The organism is Gordonia sp. 852002-10350_SCH5691597 (assembly GCF_001665715.1).
GTDB lineage: Bacteria > Actinomycetota > Actinomycetes > Mycobacteriales > Mycobacteriaceae > Gordonia > Gordonia sputi.
On record NZ_LZMO01000269.1, the window covers coordinates 1 to 16746 of the forward strand.

The 16746-nt window shown below is 64.1% G+C and carries 17 protein-coding genes; 13 read left to right on the forward strand and 4 right to left on the reverse strand.

What is annotated here, in order from left to right; genetic code table 11:
* Positions 1-228: 228 nt before the first annotated feature.
* From A5777_RS20320 to A5777_RS20340, 5 genes are read left to right on the forward strand one after another with little or no spacing between them, the layout of a single operon-like run.
* Positions 229-1128 carry an N-acyl homoserine lactonase family protein gene (locus tag A5777_RS20320; RefSeq protein ID WP_064864106.1) on the forward strand — a complete coding sequence of 300 codons (900 nt, stop codon included), beginning with the start codon at positions 229-231 and terminating at the stop codon, positions 1126-1128.
* Complete coding sequence (locus A5777_RS20325; protein WP_197502432.1) at positions 1121-2059, forward strand: NAD(P)-dependent oxidoreductase; 939 nt, start codon at positions 1121-1123, stop codon at positions 2057-2059. Before A5777_RS20320 ends, A5777_RS20325 begins: the two co-directional genes overlap by 8 nt.
* On the forward strand, positions 2056-2496 hold the full coding sequence (locus A5777_RS20330) for a cupin domain-containing protein (RefSeq protein WP_064864108.1): 441 nt from the start codon (positions 2056-2058) through the stop codon (positions 2494-2496). Before A5777_RS20325 ends, A5777_RS20330 begins: the two co-directional genes overlap by 4 nt.
* Complete coding sequence (locus A5777_RS20335) at positions 2493-4199, forward strand: NAD(P)-binding domain-containing protein (RefSeq protein ID WP_064864110.1); 1707 nt, start codon at positions 2493-2495, stop codon at positions 4197-4199. The genes A5777_RS20330 and A5777_RS20335 overlap by 4 nt, the downstream gene beginning before the upstream one ends.
* Complete coding sequence (locus tag A5777_RS20340; protein ID WP_064864112.1) at positions 4196-5041, forward strand: SDR family NAD(P)-dependent oxidoreductase; 846 nt, start codon at positions 4196-4198, stop codon at positions 5039-5041. Before A5777_RS20335 ends, A5777_RS20340 begins: the two co-directional genes overlap by 4 nt.
* A gap of 65 nt (positions 5042-5106) precedes the next feature.
* Here A5777_RS20340 and A5777_RS20345 read toward each other — a convergent pair whose 3' ends face one another.
* Together A5777_RS20345 and A5777_RS20350 are read right to left on the reverse strand one after the other, a co-directional pair.
* Positions 5107-5757 carry an alpha/beta hydrolase gene (locus A5777_RS20345; protein WP_064864114.1) on the reverse strand — a complete coding sequence of 217 codons (651 nt, stop codon included), beginning with the start codon at positions 5755-5757 and terminating at the stop codon, positions 5107-5109.
* 110 nt (positions 5758-5867) lie between these two features.
* Positions 5868-6857: a helix-turn-helix transcriptional regulator gene (locus A5777_RS20350; RefSeq protein WP_064864116.1), complete on the reverse strand. Its 990-nt coding sequence runs from the start codon at positions 6855-6857 to the stop codon at positions 5868-5870.
* Between the two features lie 198 nt (positions 6858-7055).
* Between A5777_RS20350 and A5777_RS20355 the strand changes: the two genes are divergently transcribed.
* The 8 genes from A5777_RS20355 to A5777_RS20390 all read left to right on the forward strand — a co-directional run bounded on the left by A5777_RS20355 (position 7056) and on the right by A5777_RS20390 (position 14732).
* Entirely contained in the window at positions 7056-8162 is a 1107-nt protein-coding gene (locus A5777_RS20355) for a zinc-binding dehydrogenase (protein ID WP_064864118.1), read from the forward strand.
* A 26-nt stretch (positions 8163-8188) separates the two neighbouring features.
* Positions 8189-8896 carry an SDR family NAD(P)-dependent oxidoreductase gene (locus tag A5777_RS20360; RefSeq protein WP_231895136.1) on the forward strand — a complete coding sequence of 236 codons (708 nt, stop codon included), beginning with the start codon at positions 8189-8191 and terminating at the stop codon, positions 8894-8896.
* A gap of 75 nt (positions 8897-8971) precedes the next feature.
* The gene (locus A5777_RS20365) at positions 8972-10207 is read left to right on the forward strand and encodes an acyl-CoA dehydrogenase family protein (RefSeq protein WP_064864122.1); all 1236 of its coding nucleotides are present in this window, start codon (positions 8972-8974) and stop codon (positions 10205-10207) included.
* Between the two features lie 69 nt (positions 10208-10276).
* Complete coding sequence (locus tag A5777_RS20370) at positions 10277-11233, forward strand: VOC family protein (protein WP_064864124.1); 957 nt, start codon at positions 10277-10279, stop codon at positions 11231-11233.
* Between the two features lie 124 nt (positions 11234-11357).
* Positions 11358-12437, forward strand: a complete 1080-nt coding sequence (locus A5777_RS20375) for an ABC transporter permease (protein ID WP_064864126.1) — start codon at positions 11358-11360, stop codon at positions 12435-12437.
* Positions 12434-13270 (forward strand): ABC transporter ATP-binding protein, encoded by an 837-nt coding sequence (locus A5777_RS20380; protein ID WP_064864128.1) that lies wholly within the window; start codon positions 12434-12436, stop codon positions 13268-13270. The genes A5777_RS20375 and A5777_RS20380 overlap by 4 nt, the downstream gene beginning before the upstream one ends.
* The gene (locus A5777_RS20385) at positions 13267-14142 is read left to right on the forward strand and encodes an ABC transporter ATP-binding protein (protein WP_064864130.1); all 876 of its coding nucleotides are present in this window, start codon (positions 13267-13269) and stop codon (positions 14140-14142) included. The genes A5777_RS20380 and A5777_RS20385 overlap by 4 nt, the downstream gene beginning before the upstream one ends.
* Positions 14139-14732, forward strand: coding sequence for a TetR/AcrR family transcriptional regulator (locus A5777_RS20390; protein WP_269447016.1), 594 nt, complete (start codon positions 14139-14141; stop codon positions 14730-14732). The genes A5777_RS20385 and A5777_RS20390 overlap by 4 nt, the downstream gene beginning before the upstream one ends.
* 112 nt (positions 14733-14844) lie before the next feature.
* Here the strand turns inward: A5777_RS20390 and A5777_RS20395 are convergent, their stop codons facing one another.
* Together A5777_RS20395 and A5777_RS20400 are read right to left on the reverse strand one after the other, a co-directional pair.
* Positions 14845-15591: an alpha/beta fold hydrolase gene (locus A5777_RS20395; protein WP_064864134.1), complete on the reverse strand. Its 747-nt coding sequence runs from the start codon at positions 15589-15591 to the stop codon at positions 14845-14847.
* The gene (locus tag A5777_RS20400) at positions 15588-16649 is read right to left on the reverse strand and encodes an isopenicillin N synthase family dioxygenase (protein WP_064864182.1); all 1062 of its coding nucleotides are present in this window, start codon (positions 16647-16649) and stop codon (positions 15588-15590) included. Before A5777_RS20400 ends, A5777_RS20395 begins: the two co-directional genes overlap by 4 nt.
* Positions 16650-16746 lie beyond the last annotated feature (97 nt).

A 16746-nucleotide genomic window follows, 5' to 3' on the forward strand; every position in this document is an offset into this window, starting at 1 on the left:
CATCTCGATGCCCTCGCGATATGTCTCGTCGTGCGTGTCGTCGAACTTCATGGTTCCTCCTGAGATTGTTGTCATACATTCAACCGGGGACGGTCTGATCCAACGCTCAGCCTATTGACGTCTTCGGGTCAGAAGATCTAGAAATCGCGCTGTCCGGCTTAAGATTTGCGCACAGATCATCCGTCGTCGATCAACGCCATAGGCACCGCGCTCAGATTGCCTTACCGTATGACATCTCAGTCCTCGGTCCCGAGGACACGTGCAAACGGAAATCCGGTGAACCTGATGGACGACGACGTCTACGAGGTGCTCGCAGTTCGCTACGCGTCGAGGCAGACGCTGCGCAGCCTCGTGTATCTCAATCATCATCTCTACGACGAGCCCGATGGCCCGATCGGTATGGACTATTTCATCTGGATCGTGCGAAACGCCCAACGCACGTTCGTCGTCGACACCGGATACAGCGTCGAGGGTGGCCTGGCACGTAACCGCGGTCATCTCATCCACCCCGCTGAGGCACTCACGGCCCTCGACGTCGACCCCGATGACGCCACCGTGATACTCACCCACGCTCACTACGATCACGCCGGCAACCTGGACCTGTTCCCGCGGTCGCCGATCATCACCCCCAGAACCGAATTCGACTTCTGGACCGGAAAGATGGCGCATCGCTTGCAGTTTCGACACTCGGCCGAGACCCGCGAACTTCAATTGCTCGGCGAGATCGCACGCCAAGGACGGATGACCTTCTTCGAGGGGCGTCGCCACATCGCGCCGGGAATCGAGTTGATCGAACTCGGCGGTCACTCCCCGGGGCAGGCGATCGTCCTGGTCAACACCGAAGCGGGCACCGTCCTGCTCAGTTCGGACGCGACGCACTACTACGAGGAGATCGAGCGGGACATGCCGTTCCTCGTCGTCGCCGACCTCGAGGCGATGTACGCCGGCTTCGACACGATGAAGCGCATCGTCGACGAGCGAAACGCCATCCTGGTGCCCGGCCACGATCCGGAGGTCATGACGCGCTTTCCCGCGCACGACACCGCAGACTTCGCGGTCGTCATCGCCCCTACGCCAACACCATCGCGCTGCGTCGCAGCCACACAGAGAGGAGCAGACGTTGTCTGACGTCACATCAGAGAAGTCGAGTCGTGGCGGTCCTGTCGGATTCATCGGCCTGGGCAACATGGGCGGCCGCATGGCACGCTGCCTCGTCGACGCCGGAGTCGAGGTGATCGGCTTCGACACCGTGGCAGCCAACGTGGCCGACTGCGGCGCCACCAGGGCCACCTCGGTCAAGGATGTCATCAGCAGCGCGGACGTCGTGTTGCTGTCGCTGCCGCACAGCCGCATCGTCGAGAGCGTCGTCAGGGGCGCCGACGGAATCCTCGAGCACTGCTCGCCGGGACAGATCATCGTCGACCTCAGCACCTCCGAGCCCGCGTCCACCAAGGTGCTCGCAGACGAACTCGCCGCGCGCGACGTCGCCCTACTCGATGCCGGGATCTCCGGCGGTGCCGCTGCGGCGGAGAAGGGCGCGCTGACCCTCATGGTCGGCGGTCAGTCGGACGTTCTCGAATCCGCACGCCCGATCCTCGATCTCTTTTCCGCCAAGGTCTTCCACTGCGGCGACGTCGGCGCGGGGCACACGGTGAAGTTGCTGAACAACTTCCTCAACGCGATCTCGCTGTCGGCGACAGCCGAGGTGATGGTCGCCGGACGCAAGGCCGGGCTCGACCTCGACGTACTGCTCGACGTCTTGAACAGCAGTTCCGGTGTCAACTTCGCGACCCAGAATCGCTTCCCGAAGATCATCCACGGCGACTACCTCGAAGGCGGTCTCACCAACTCGTTGATGATGAAAGACGTTCTCGCATATTGCGATCTGGCCGCAGGTCTCGGCGTCACGAGTCCCAACTCGTCCGCACCCGTCGCCGCCTTCGGCCTCGCGATCCAACTCGGCTACGCCGATCGCATCAGCAACACGGTCGTCGACGCGATCGGCGATCTCTCCGGGAACGTTCGCCTACAACCCACCACGATCGAGGACAACGCATGAAACTCATTCACTCCGTCGACCACTCGGGCACGGCAGGCAAGACCGGTTCGAAGTTCACCGGCAACGTGTACAACTACCTGACCATGCCCGCCACCGACGGGATCACCATCAACTCGGTCAACTTCACTCCCGGCGCGCGCACCTTCTGGCATCACCACGAGCACGGTCAGATCCTGCAGGTCTTGGCAGGCGAGGGTCTGATCGGGACCGAGACAGAGGTCCGCAGGCTCAAGGCCGGCGACACGGTCTGGTGCCCGCCAGGCGAGAAGCACTGGCATGGTGCGGGAGCCGAATCGTTCATGACACACACCGCCATCTCCCTGGGAGTCACCACCTGGGCCGACCCGCTCGACGATGCAGACTTCGCGGCGGCGGCCGAGGTGGTTGGGGCCGACACGAACTCATCCGACCAGGCCAGCGTGGGAGCACTCCGATGAGCACAGCGGCCCTTCCCGACATCGCGCTCATCGGACTGGGCAACATGGGCTCCCCGATGGCTGCGCGTCTGATCGGCGCCGGGTATCGGGTCACCGGCTTCGACCTCGATCCCGCGGCTCGGGATCGGTTGGCCGCGAACGGCGGTACCGGCGTGGCCACTGCCGTCGAGGCGGCACGGGCGGCATCGGTGGTCATCCTCATGCTGCCCAACTCCACGGTCGTCGAAGCCGTCGTCCGGGACTTGCTCGACGCTGCTGCACTCGCGCCCAGAAGTGTCGTCGTCGACATGAGTTCGTCCGATCCAGCGTCGACTCGCGAACTCGCACAGACGTTGTCGGCCGCCGACGTGACCCTGGTCGATGCACCGGTCTCCGGTGGGGTCAAGGGTGCAGAGAACGGCAAGCTCACGATCATGGTCGGCGGCTCCCCCGAGGCATTCGAGACGGTTCGCCCCGTGTTGGAATCGTTGGGCACCCCGCGACTCGGGGGCGACGTCGGAGCCGGGCACGCCATCAAGGCGATCAACAACCTGCTATCGGCCACACACCTGTTGGCCACTGCGGAGGCAGCCGCTGCTGCACAGCGCTTCGGGCTCGACCCAGCGGTGCTGATCGACATGGTGAACACGTCCAGCGGCCGGAGCGGCTCGACCGACAACAAGTACCCGAACTTCATTCTCCCCGGCACCTTCGACTCCGGCTTTGCGCTCGCGCTGATGCTCAAGGACATGAAGATCGCCACCGATCTGGCCGCGAAAGTGGGTGCGCCCGCACTGCTCGGCGAGCAGGCGGTCGCGATGTGGGAGCGTGCCCAGACCGAACTGGAACCGGGCGCTGACCACACGGAGATCGCACGTTGGATCGACAACAACGTCGACGATCCCGTGGCCGATGATTCCACAGTGGACTCAGAAGCATCGAAGAATGCTCTGGCTCAACGCATTCGGGATATTCATGGGACATGGGACGACGGTTGGCAGTCGATTCTCGACCTGCGGCCGACCTTCCTCGCCGCCTACGCCGACCTCGCCGAGGTTCCGTGGAAGAAGAACCACCTCGACGACAAGACCAAGGAACTGATCTACCTCGCGGTCGACGCCGCAGCGACCCATCTGCACAGTCCCGGCGTTCGTCAACACATCAGAGCCGCACTCGACCACGGTGCTACTCCCGACGAGATCATGGAGACCATCGAGCTGACGGCAACGCTCGGGATCCATGCGATGAATATCGGTGTGCCCCTGCTCACCGAGGTGCTCGAGGAGGAGGGTCTGCGCGACACGCCGGCCGAACTGACCTCATACCAGCGGTCCCTGCAGGAGCAGTTCACCACCGAGCGCGGCTACTGGCATGAGTTCTGGGACGAAATCCTCGAACTCGATCCCGAGATGTTCGAGGCGTACACCGAGTTCTCGGCGTTGCCGTGGCGCACGGGATCCCTCTCGCCAAAGGTCAAAGAACTCATCTACATCGCATTCGACTCTGCCGCAACACATCTCTACGTCAAAGGCTGGAAGCTACACATCCGCAACGCAATTCACCATGGGGCAACCAAGGAGGAGATCCTTGAAGTGATGGAGATCTCCAGCGCGCTGGGCTTCCAGTCCGCGACGACCGCCTTTCCCATTCTCGCAGACGAACTCGACCGCCGGTCACGTCGGTCGGCCTCGTCAACCGATGCCATCGGAGGTTCCCACTCATGACCATGACCGGACTGAACGGGCGGGTGGCAGTCGTCACCGGAGCCGCAGGTGGTCTCGGGCGCGCTGCCGCGATTCGCCTCGCCGACGAGGGTGTGCACATCGTCGCCGTCGACCTCGACGAATCAGCAGCACGTGAGGTCGCATCCGCGCTGTCGACCGAGTCGATCGGGGTGGGCGCAGACGTGACCACCGAGAGTGGCGTCGACAGCTACCTCGCCGCCGCGCTCGAGCGATTCGAAACTGTTGACTTCCACTTCCTCAATGCAGGCATCGCGGGATCGACGGCCCCACTGGTCGACGTCTCCGTCGACGAGTGGGATGCGGTGATGGCTGTGAACCTCCGCGGCCCGTTTCTCGGGGTTCGTGGCGCGTTCCGCGAGTTCCACAAAACGGGTGGGCACGGCGCGATCATCGTCACCTCGTCGATCGCCGGATTGCGCGGCAGCAACGATCTGCTGGCATACACGACGTCCAAGCACGGCGTCATAGGACTCGTGCACGGCGCGGCCGTCTATGGCGGCCCCATCGGAGTGCGGGTCAACGGCATCGCACCCGGTATCGTCCCGACGCAGATCTTCGGCCCCGCGGGCCGCGACGACATGATCCGCCGTGCCGGTACCTCACCGCTGCGACGGCCGGGACGCCCGGAGGAGATCGCCGGTTCGGTGGCGTATCTGTTCAGCGACGATGCCACGTACGTCACCGGCGAGATCCTCTCGGTCGACGGAGGCGCCAACATCCAGAACACCAACCGCAACGCGGGTGGTGCGGGACTGTGGGATGTCTCGGTCACCGATCTCGACCTGTTGCACCGGCACGGAGCAGCGACGACCAACCGATAGCAGCGAGACGAAAGGTGCTCCGCGGCAACAGATCATGGGCCGCGGCGCACCTTGTGTTGTGGCCACTACGTGAGCGACATCGTCTCCTCGCGACGCAAGAGCTTCCGTGCAGCGTCGATCGCCTCATCGGTGATGATGTGCTCGTCGCCCGGAACGATCAGTGCGTCGACATCAGCTCCAGCCGCGCGGAGCACGGCGACAGTCTGCGTGACCCGCTCGGGCGGCACAAAGGGGTCGTGCTCGATACTGCGCACCACCACGGGAACACCGTTGAGCGACTCAGGCTGCGCCACAACATCTTCAGGTCCGATGTAGCCGCCGGTGAACAGGATGATCCCGCCGACAGGCCGTGGCCGGGTCAGCGCCCAGTGTGCAAGCAGACACGCGCCCTGTGAGAAGCCCCAGACGACGAGCCGCGCGGTATCGACCCCAGAATCGACAAGCGCGTCGACGCGTGCATCGATGGTGTCGAGGGCGTGATCGAGACTCGGCTGATTGGCATCGAGGGGTTCGAGGAACGGTCGCGGATACCACGAGTTCCCGTCGGCCGCTGGTGCGAAGTAGCGGACGTTGTCGATATCGAGTCGGCGCGATTGCTCCCTCATGAAGTCCGGACTCTGCCCGCGCCCGTGCACAGCCAACACTGCGGTCGTCATATCGGCGGGCTCGGCGCCCCACTCGATCAACGGAGAAGAAAGATGAGGGTTCGACGCCACGCTGCGCTCCGTCCACTAGTCGGTGATTCGTGAGCGTATCCGGCGTCGATCACCGCGCCCTGTTGCGTTTGCGCACCGATCTGTCGTGGATGCGCACGGTTCGCGAGAGGTCAGCCGAGGCCCGGATGAACAGAGGCGCGGTAGGCGGCCGGGGTGACGCCGATCCGCTCCTTGAACAGGTTGCCGAAATGCGAGGGATTCGCGAATCCACAGCGCATCGCGATCTGCCCGACGGGCACCGTCAACTGCGCCGGATCGGCGAGTTCGCGCTGCGCCAGCTCGATCCGCCGTGTCCGGATTCGTTCGGCGGCAGTCTGACCCGCCCCCCGAAACACGTTGTGCACCTGCCGAACCGAGACATAGTGGGCGTCTGCGAGTTGCTTCACGTCCAACTCGGGATCGTCGAGGTGATCTTCGATGTAGGCGAACAGCTGCTCGCGCAGCCGTTGCGTCGGATCCTTCGGAACCACCGACTCGCCGACCTCCTGCAGGACCAGCGTCACGGCGAGGTCGACCGCGCTGCGTAGAGCTCTGGCCCGTTGCGCCGGACCGACTTTCGGGAGGGTCTCGTTGAGAGAAATCAGCAGTCCCGCCACCGCAGGGGTCAATCCGCGGTCGGGTCCGAGCGTGCGCGCCTGCACATTCCGGATGTAGTCGATCGGAATGCTGATGGCGTTCGACGGAAGCGTCAGGCACAGACTGCGGTAGTCGTCGCTGCTCGCCACGAGCCCCACTCGATCGGCGCTGTAGAAGCCGATGTCGCCTGGGCGGAACACGCACTGTTGGCCGTCGACCTCCATCGTGGCGTGGCCGTTCAATTGCAAGGAGAGCATGTGGACGGGAGCTGCACCGTCGCGTCCTGCCGGGTCGTGGTAGGCCTCGTGCTTGCCGGTCACCAAGTCGCACAACCCGATTCCGTCGGCGACATGCGCTCGGAGTCTGCCGTGGAAGTCATTGGCCGAATCAGGCCGCACGTCGAATCGGGTGGTGAGCGCGGCAATCGCCGGCCCCCACTCCTCGACGCTGAGATCGTGATCGCCCGACCAGACGGCCGAGTGGGCTTCTCGCTCTCGACTTGCGTCGTCGCAAATCTTTGTCACTGCAGTAGTTCTTTCTCGCCACGGACGCTGACGTCCTCACTGTGAGGGTGTTCGCATCCACAACATCGGTGTGCACACATCCGTGATGGCAGTGATGCCGGTCACGAATAGCTTCGAGTGTGACACGCAATCAGGGCGATGTCACCCCACCGATCAGCACGGCGATCAGTCGCCTACCACCCGTTCTGGAGGATTCCGATGAAGGCAGTCGTCGTTCCCGAGGCAGGCAGGCTCGAGGTGATCGACGTGACCCTCCGGGCCCCGGAGGCAGGCGAGGTACATGTCCGTCTCGACGCGGCAGCGATGTGCATCACCGATACCCTCAGCCTCGCCGGCGACGGGCTCACGCCGTTTCCGCTCATTCCCGGACACAGTGCCACTGGCACGGTCGTGGCGGTCGGACCGGACACCACCCGAGTCGCGACCGGTGACCGGGTGATCGTCGTCGGCTCGGCCCAGTGCACCCACTGCTACTACTGCGAGCACGACGCCCCCGGCGCCTGCGAGCAGATTTTCGACGGCATGTCCCGCGTCATCGGCACCGACTCCGACGGCCGGGCGGTCCATGCCGACGGCGGCGTCGCGACCATGGCGGAGGAGATGATCTACCGCGAATCCAACGTGGTCGTCGTCTCCAGCGCCACCGATCCGAAGCATCTGGCGATGCTCGGCTGCGGGATCGTCTCAGGTCTCGGAGCGGTCCTCGATGTTGCTCAGGTCAAAGCGGGCGATTCGGTAGCGGTTCTCGGGTGCGGCCATCTCGGACTCTGGATGATTCAGGCTGCGGTTCTTGCCGGAGCCGCTCAGATCATCGCCGTCGAACCCATCGAATCCCGGCGGCTTCTCGCAGGCGAACTCGGCGCGACCGACCTCGTCGACCCGGAGGAGTCAGATCCCGTCGCGCAGGTGAAGGCCCTCACCAGCGGGCGCGGCGTCGACGTCGCACTCGAAGCCGCCGGTCGCACCGCCGCCATGGAGCAGGCATTCGCGATGACGCGGGGCGGCGGCACGGTCGTGCCGACCGGAATGGAAAGCCCAAGCGCCACGGTCACCCTGCACGGATACGAGTTCGCGATCGGGTCGAAGCGAATCCTGAGTTCCCAGACCGGCGGGGGCGACATCATCTCGATGATCCCCAGATTCTCGGAGTTACTCGACACAGGTGCGCTGAATCCGACGGCGATCGTCACGGACGTCTACGAGATGGCCGACATCGAGACCGCATTCGACGACATGCGAAATCGCAAGGGAATCACCGGAATCGTCCGGCTCAATACGCAAGCGCACAGTGAGGAAGCACAGTGAATCGATTCGACGGGAAGGTCGTAATTGTGACCGGGGCGGCCGGCGGGATCGGCCGCGCGACAGCGCAACGCCTCGCCGAGGAGGGCGCCGTCGTGATCGCCACCGACGTCAATGACGCCGACGCACAACAGATCACCAAGGAACTGCGCGTCCCGTTCTCACGCGGGTCGTTCACCACGCTCGACGTCACCGACGAGGACGGCTGGGACGCAGTGGTCGAGCAGACACTCGCCGACCACGGCCGCATCGACGCACTCATCAACAACGCGGGTATCGGCGACCTCCGCACGATCGAGGAGAGCACGCGGGCCAGCTACGAGCACGTGATCGGCATTCTGCAGACCGGCGCCTTTCTCGGGATGAAGGCGGTCGGCCCCGCACTCAAGGAGACCGGCGGCTCCGTCGTCAACGTCAGCTCCATGTTCGGATTCGTCGGAACCGCAACGGTGTCACCCGCCTATCACGCGGCCAAGGGCGCTCTCCGCAGCATGAGCAAGGGCACTGCGGTCGCCTGGGCGCCCGACGGTGTCCGCGTCAACTCCGTCCATCCCGGATTCATCGACACCGCGATGCTCGGCGGGGCCGACGACTCCGTCTTCGCACCGGTGATCCCCATGGCGCGTGTCGGTCGACCAGCCGAGGTGGCCGCGGCCATCGCATTCCTGGCCAGCGACGACGCCGCATACGTGACGGGCGCCGAACTCGCCTGCGACGGCGGTTACGTCGCCCAGTAGTCCCCAGTCACCCGATAACCAGTCGCCCACCAGCACCCACATTCACCAACCGAACTCATCAGCAGAGGAGCCCAGATGCCCATCCCACCAAGAGAAGTCGCAGTCGTCGACCCGCCGAAAGACCTCACGGTCGCCGAAGCACTCGCCGTCGTCGCCGAACTCGCCCCGCAGATCCGCGCGGAAGCACCCGAGACGGAGGCGCGCACCTTCTATTCCGAGGACCTCCACCTGGCCTTCATGCGCGCAGGCCTCTACAACATGCTTCGACCGAGGACATTCGGCGGCTACGAGTTCCCGATCGCCGCCTACCTCAAGGTGGTTCGCGAGATCGCACGCGCAGACATGAGCACCGCATGGGGCTTCTGCCTCGCCTCGGCACACGTGCTGTGGATGGCATCGTGGTGGCCCGAGGAGGCGCAACGCGAGTTCTTCGCCAGCGCGCACACGGCAGCGTGCGGTACGTCGGCTCCCGGCGGGAGGATGACAAAGGTCGACGGCGGCTGGATCGTCAACGGTGTCTTCCCCTACGCCTCCGGCGGAGCGTACTCCACCCACTTCCTCGGCCACGTGTTCCCGGTCAACGAGGACGGTAGCCAGGATCCGCTGAGCGTGTTCATGGCTCCGCGAGACATCTGGACCGTGCGCGACGACTGGGGTAAGACGCTGGGACTCAAGGGCTCCAGCTCGCACACCGTGGAGATCACCGACGGATTCATTCCCGATTCACACGTTCTCCTGGGTCAGGCGATCACCGACATCGCCGTCGACGAAGGCACGCCGGGTTACGCACTGCACAAGAACCCGATCTACAACGGAAGGGGACTGTCGACCTTCACGCTCGAACTCGCGAGCCTCGGCGTCGGTGGTGCGTTGGGCGCCCTCGATCAGTACCGGGAGGTCATCACGACCAAGCGGACTGCGTTGCCGCCCATCACACTTCGGTCGGAGAATCCGACATACCAGCTCTGGTACGCGGACGCGGCAACGCGACTCCAGGTGGCCGAAGCGACGCTCGACGCCGCCGCCGAACAGTTCACGGAGTGCGCGACGCGTGCCGCGAAGGGCGAGGGCACGTTCTCGATGACCGACGACGCTGGAATCGGGCGGTGCGCCTACACAGCGCAGGCGACGGCGTGGCAGGTGCTCGAGGGCACGCTCATGAAGACCTCGGGTTCCAGCCACCTCGTGAACGGTTCCCGCATGGAACGGATCTGGCGCGACTTCAGCATGCTGCACAGTCACCAGAACACGATCGTCCAGGACATCACGGCTCCGATCTACGGGTCCGCATTGCTCACCACCGCATCCTGATCACTCATCACCCACTGAAAACCTCTGGATAACAACGAAGTTCGCTTCATCACCGAAAGGAAAGAAATCATGGCCTTTGTCGAAGGTTCACACCACGTCACCCTCTCCGTCGCAGGCGCACAGGAGGATGTCGACTTCCACGTCAAGACACTCGGTATGCGCTTCATCAAGCGCACCGTGCTGTTCGACGGCTCGCTGCCGATCTACCACGTCTACTACTCGAACGCCAACGGCGATCCGTCGAGCGTGATCACCACCTTCCCGTGGGCGCAGCAGGGTCGCTTCGGCAAGCCCGGCACCAACCAGGCGCGCGAGGTGCTGCTGTCGGTGCCCACCAACTCGCTCGACTACTGGCACTCCCGCCTGACCGAGCACGACGTCAAGGACGTGCAGGACATCGAGGTGTTCGGTCAGCGCCGCTTGGCATTCCGTCATCCCTCGGGCCTGGAGTACGTCTTCGTCGCCAATGACAACGACGCTCGTGAGGGCTACTCGGGCAACGGCGTACCGCAGGAGCACGCCATTCACGGAATCCACGGTGTCGGCATCCACGCCCACACTCCGGACCGGATGGTCGACTTCGCCGAGGATGTCTTCTACTCGCAGGGCGACATCATCGAGGACGGCGACCGTGCTGCATTCCGCGTCGGCAACGAGAAGGTCGGCAACTGGGTCGAGCTGGTGGGCAACCGCACCGACGACCAGGGCACCTGGAGCTACGGCGCGGGCACCTACCACCACTTCGCATGGAATGCGTCGAGCCTGGAGAACCAGGACGAGCTGAAGTTCGAGATCGAGGGGGCCGGCTACACCGACATCTCCGAGCTCAAGGACCGCAAGTACTTCAAGTCGGTCTACGTGCGCTCACCGGGTGGGGCGCTGTTCGAGATCGCTGTCACCCACGCCGACGGCGGCTGGGACTGCGACGAGTCGCCGCAGGAACTGGGCATGCGCTTCCAACTCCCGTCGCAGTTCGAGGATCGTCGCGAGGAGATCTTCGGACAGCTGGAGACGATCGAGGACTGATGTCCTGACGTTCTGACCTACAGGGGCGACGGCGCACAGCCGTCGCCCCTGTATGTGTGTTCACTCCGTAACGATAATTCATCATCTGATGACTTTTGGCGGGCATCGTGCCTACACTCGCCACATGCGAGCGATGATCCTGAAGGAATTCCGCGAGTTACGGCGCGATCCGCGCACCCTGGCGATGTTGGTCGTACTACCGCTGCTGCTGCTCGTGATCTTCGGGTACGCGGCCAACTTCTACGTGTCGTCGTCGACGACTGCCGTCGTCGGCCCCCAGGCGACGCAGTTCGCGAAGTCGTTGCCGGAGTATTTCGACGTCACGACCGTCGACACGAACGGCACCGAGGCCGACGCCTCCGAGCTGCTGCGCGACAACAAGGTCGACACCGCCTTCGTCACCGGGCACAGCACACCAGGTCAACCGACCGTCGAAGCACTGCTCGACGGATCGAATCTGTTTGGCGCACAGGCAACATCGGGTCTGCTCAACAAGATGGGCAACAGCGTCAAGGTCCGCGTGCTGTTCAACCCGGAACTCAAGACATCGTGGGTCATGGTCCCCGCGATCATCGGCCTCATCCTCACCTTCATCGGCACGATCGTCACCAGCATCGGGCTGGTACGCGAACGTGAGGCAGGAACGCTCGAACAGTTGGCCGTCATGCCGATCAAGCCCAGCCAGGTCATTCTCGGCAAGATAGCGCCCTACTTCCTTCTCGCGGCCATCGACATGATCATCGTGACCGTGCTCGGCATGTGGCTTTTCGGTGTGCCGTTCAACGGCAATGTCGGGGTCTTCGCACTCGGCGCCGCCCTGTTCCTGTTCGTCGTCCTCGGACTCGGCGTGCTGATCTCCACCATCTCGCAGACCACCGGGCAGGCCATCCAGACCGCCTTTCTCTTTCTCATGCCACAAATCCTGTTGTCGGGCATGATCTTTCCGCTCGATGCCATGGCAGCTGGGGTCCGCTGGATCGGCTACCTACTCCCGCTCACCTACTTCACGATGATCTCGCAGGGTGTCATGATCCGAGGCGCATCGATCGGCTCGCTCTGGGTCCCGCTGCTGGTTCTGGCGGCGATGGCCGTCGTCGTATTCACCGCCGCCACACTGCGGTTCCGTCGCGACCTCGCTCCCAACGCACGTCCGTCCGCGTCGGCACGAGAGCAGGCGGATACGACCAGCGGTGCGGCGTCGTGATCGCCGCAGCGTCGTCGGTGACCGTTCGGTTCGGCGACACCGTCGCTCTCGAGAACGTATCGGTCGAACTCACCGATGGAACAATTCTGGCTGCGGTGGGCGGTGATGGCGCAGGCAAGACGACGCTCCTGCGAGTTCTTGCGCGCGAGGTGGTCTGCGACTCCGGGACGATCACGTCACCGGACAAGCAGCACCTCGGGTATCTTCCCGCCGGTCCCGGGTGCTGGGCCGCACTCACCGTGCGGGAGAACCTCGATTTCGTCGGCGAGATGTACGGACTACGGGGCGACGAACTCGTCGCACGTCGTGACGAGATGATCGAGCGCGCAGGACTGACCGTAGCCACTGATCGACCGGCCGGTGCACTCTCGGGCGGCATGCGGCGCAAGCTCGCCACGTCGATGGCGCTCATTCACCGACCGCGCCTTGTCATCCTCGACGAACCGAGCACCGGGGTTGACCCGGTGAGTCGAATCGATCTGTGGCGCATGATCTCCGAGTCGGCTGCAGCAGGATCGGCGGTGATCATGTCGACGACCTATCTCGACGAGGCAGAACGCGCAGCAGAACTACTCGTCCTCGACGAAGGCCGCACGCTGGCGCAGGGTTCGTACGCCGCCGTGCGCGCCGAATTCACCGGAATCATCACCTCGTCACCTCACCCGGTCCGACGGGAGTGGTCATGGCGTCGAGGACATGAGCGTCACGAGTACTGGCCCGAGGACTCAACCGAGCGGCCCTCTTCGGGAGCCACCACCGTAGATCCCGACCTGGAGGACATCGTGATCTCGCTGTCACTACGGCGCCAACTCGTTTCAGCAGGTGCACGATGACCGCCGACCGGCCCCTGCTCGCTGCCGATGAGGTGACGAAGCGCTTCGGCGACTTCACCGCCGTCGACGACGTCTCGATGAGTGTCGGCGGCGGAGAGGTCGTCGGACTTCTCGGCGCCAACGGTGCAGGTAAGACAACACTCATCCGTATGCTGCTCGGGTTGCTGCGACCCACCCGCGGCTCGGTAACCCTGTTCGACGGTCCGCCTGATCAGCGCCGACGAGCCCGATTGGGCTATGTACCACAGAATCTCGGACTCTACCGCGATCTCACTGTGCGCGAGAATCTCGAATTCTCGACCGGGGCGTATGGCGTCGCGGTGCCGGAACTCCCCGAGGACCTCGCAGCACACCAGGACACGCTCGTCGGTTCATTACCCCTCGGAGCGCAGCGTCGGATCGCATTTCTGGTGGCACTGGCACACACTCCTGACGCGTTGATCCTCGACGAGCCGACATCGGGCGTCGACGCGCTCTCACGCGCGCGACTGTGGGATACGATCCGGGGCGAATCAGATCGGGGCACAGCCGTCCTGGTGACCACGCACTACATGGAAGAAGCGCAGGAGTGCGACCGCCTGCTGCTGATGTCGGCGGGAGAACTCGTGGCCCAGGGCAGTGAGGCGGATATCGTCGGTGACACCACAGCCGTGCAGGTCGTCACAGACGACTGGGCGAACACCTTTTCCGTGCTCAACGACGCCAACGTGCCCGTGATTCTGTCCGGAACATCGATCCGTGTTGTCGACACCGACCCCGCACGACTCCAGCAGGTCCTCGACGAAGCAGGCATACATGCAAGCGTGACAACAGTTCCCGCGACCATCGAGGAGAAGATGCTTTCGCTTGCGAGGGACAGCGCACCAGCATGAGCGGCCGAAGAACCGGAAGACCCCCGTCATCCGATTCCACTGCCACGCGGAACGCGATCCTCTCCGCAAGCCGAGAGCTGCTGTCGGAGAAAGGGTTCGAGCGGACCACCATGCGCGCGATTGCAGGCCGTGCGGGGGTCGACGCCGCCCTGATCCACCACTACTTCGGCAACAAGCGCGCGCTGACGGTCGAGGCATTGCGGCCGGACGTCGACCCCACGGCAGTGTTCCGCGATACACCGCTGGACGCGGCGCATCCGGGGCGAGATTTCGTTCGACGCGCGCTGCATCTCTGGGACGACGACGCCGCGCAACGACAACGGGCCATCGCACTACTGAGGATTGCGCTGACCGACGAACAAGTGTCGGAGCGCATGGTGAGCTTCTATGTCGGCGTGGCGCATGTCGCGCTCGGCGACATCGTCGAGGCCGACGATCGAGATCGTCGGCTCGTTCTCGTCGCCGGTCAGATGCTCAGCCTCGTCACCATGAGGTACGTGTTCCGTCGTCCGGAGATCGCCGACGCGACCGTCGACGAACTGGCCGAGGATGTCGGCCCGCTGATCGACCGGCTACTCGGAGTCGGTTGACCAGCTGTCCCCCTCGACTGGCCACTGGGCAGAGTCATGCGATCATTCAGTGACGACTCGTTCACCCATGGTGAGTCACCGTCGCGCAGCGGTATGAATGCGCGCGGCGCAATCACGACCATTCCCGCGCACCGACGGCCGCGAGGATCGCGTCGACCACAGCTGCCGGTTGTGAGAGTTGTGGCCCATGATCGCTGTCGAGGGTCACCACCCGCGCTCCCGGAACGAGCTCTTGCATGTGGCGCTGCGCCACGAGCGGCACGGATCGGTCCCGCGTGACCTCTATGTAGAGGCGGGGTAGTTGGCCAAAGCGCTCCGGGGTCCACAACGGCGAGATGAGGCGTCCCGACTCTTGCTGCGGCGCAACCATTCTCGACGCGGCGATCGCGTCGGCGGGATCGGCGTCGTGAAAGAACACGCTAACTGCCGCCTCGGGGCTGACCGACGTCACCGTCGAATCATCTGTCGAGTCCAAGAAGGCTGCAATCCCGACCGGAGCACGCAGCCCCGCGTCGTCGCACAATCTGCCGAACCCCCAGCCCGAGGGCAGCATCATGCCGGCGACATAGACGACGCCGCACACTCGCTCACAGATCTGTTCTGCGACATGGGTGGCCACGATCCCACCGCCCGAATGGCCGACGAGCAACAGCGGCCCGTCGACGTCGGCGACCTGACCGATCACCGCGATGGCGATGTCGTCGAGTTCGGCCGGCTCGTCGAGGGTGGGGCCGACGCCCGGCAACGTCACCGCGATCGACTCGACACCAGCCCGCAGCAGGGGTTCACGCACGCGATCCCATACCCAGGGACCCGCCCACGCGCCGTGGATCAACACCGCGGTAGGACGTTGCGTCACTGCGGCTTGCCCGCTGACAGAACCCGTGCCGCCTCACGCACCGCTGCGGTGTTGGCCTTGCCCTGACGCGAACCGGCGAGCTTCGCCGCGATGTGATCGCGCACCACGATCGGCTCGTAGGCCATCCCGTTGTCGAATTCGAGATGGCTTGGCAGCGTCTCGATCGTCGCGTCGACATTGCCGTCATGGAAGAACGCCACAGATCGACGGCGCTTGATCGTCCCGTCGACGATCGGCGGCTTGACCCGATGCAGCGTCGACATCCACCGGTCATTGGTCATGCGAGCAGTCAAGTCACCCAGATTGACCAGCAGCGCACCATCTATGGGCGACACGTCGTGCCAGACGCCGTCGCGTCCGAGCACCTGCAATCCGGCGACCTGGTCGGCCCAGAGAACCGTGACGATGCCGAAGTCGGTGTGCTCGCCCATGCCGGTCAGCTCACCGTCGAGCGACACAGTGCCCTCGGGCAGCGCGTAGTTATTCATCCGCAGCACGTCGATCGAATGGTCCGTGATGGCGTCGAAGTAACCCTGCGGCACCCGCAACGCGTCGGCGAAGACCGACGTCAGGACGCGCGCAACACGAGAAGCGTGCTCGAAGTAGTTCTCCACCTTCGACCGAAAGCCATCGACATCGGGCCAGACGTTGATTCCGTAGTCGTCCTCGGAGAGGTTGAGGCCGGTGAATGATCTCGCCTCGACACCGACGTTGAAGGCTTCGAAGAAGTCGTTCATCCGGCTCGGCGCTTCGAGACCCAGGCTCAGACTGAGCGACTCGCTCTTGGGCGGTGAGTACCCCTGATTACCCTGTGCCACATAGCTCTTCTTGTCTTCGAGCGATTGACCGAAGAAGTCGTCGACAGCCTCGCCCAGTCCAGCCCATACGCCTCCTGGAATGGCATGTCCGAGGATCTGGATGAAACCGACGGTTGAGCACGCTGCGTCCATCTCGGCCGCGACACGCGCGCGGTCTGCCGCAGTGCTGTCGGCGTCCACGTAGGGGGTGATGTCGACTACGGGCACCGAGAACATTGAGGAGTCTTCTTGTGTATTCATGGCTTGAATGTTGCTTTCACTGAGCACGATCACCGATGACACACACGTGTGCGGGAGGGGTGATCGCGGGCTGCGACCTGCAGCATGAATGGAATAT

Bases quoted from the DNA above. Each gene is read 5' to 3' on its own strand.
- A5777_RS20320 (WP_064864106.1), top strand. From the start codon at position 229: ATGACATCTCAGTCCTCGGTCCCGAGGACACGTGCAAACGGAAATCCG.
- A5777_RS20330 (WP_064864108.1), top strand. From the start codon at position 2,056: ATGAAACTCATTCACTCCGTCGACCACTCGGGCACGGCAGGCAAGACC.
- A5777_RS20335 (WP_064864110.1), top strand. From the start codon at position 2,493: ATGAGCACAGCGGCCCTTCCCGACATCGCGCTCATCGGACTGGGCAAC.
- A5777_RS20340 (WP_064864112.1), top strand. From the start codon at position 4,196: ATGACCATGACCGGACTGAACGGGCGGGTGGCAGTCGTCACCGGAGCC.
- A5777_RS20355 (WP_064864118.1), top strand. From the start codon at position 7,056: ATGAAGGCAGTCGTCGTTCCCGAGGCAGGCAGGCTCGAGGTGATCGAC.
- A5777_RS20365 (WP_064864122.1), top strand. From the start codon at position 8,972: ATGCCCATCCCACCAAGAGAAGTCGCAGTCGTCGACCCGCCGAAAGAC.
- A5777_RS20370 (WP_064864124.1), top strand. From the start codon at position 10,277: ATGGCCTTTGTCGAAGGTTCACACCACGTCACCCTCTCCGTCGCAGGC.
- A5777_RS20375 (WP_064864126.1), top strand. From the start codon at position 11,358: ATGCGAGCGATGATCCTGAAGGAATTCCGCGAGTTACGGCGCGATCCG.
- A5777_RS20385 (WP_064864130.1), top strand. From the start codon at position 13,267: ATGACCGCCGACCGGCCCCTGCTCGCTGCCGATGAGGTGACGAAGCGC.
- A5777_RS20390 (WP_269447016.1), top strand. From the start codon at position 14,139: ATGAGCGGCCGAAGAACCGGAAGACCCCCGTCATCCGATTCCACTGCC.
- A5777_RS20400 (WP_064864182.1), bottom strand. From the start codon at position 16,649: ATGAATACACAAGAAGACTCCTCAATGTTCTCGGTGCCCGTAGTCGAC.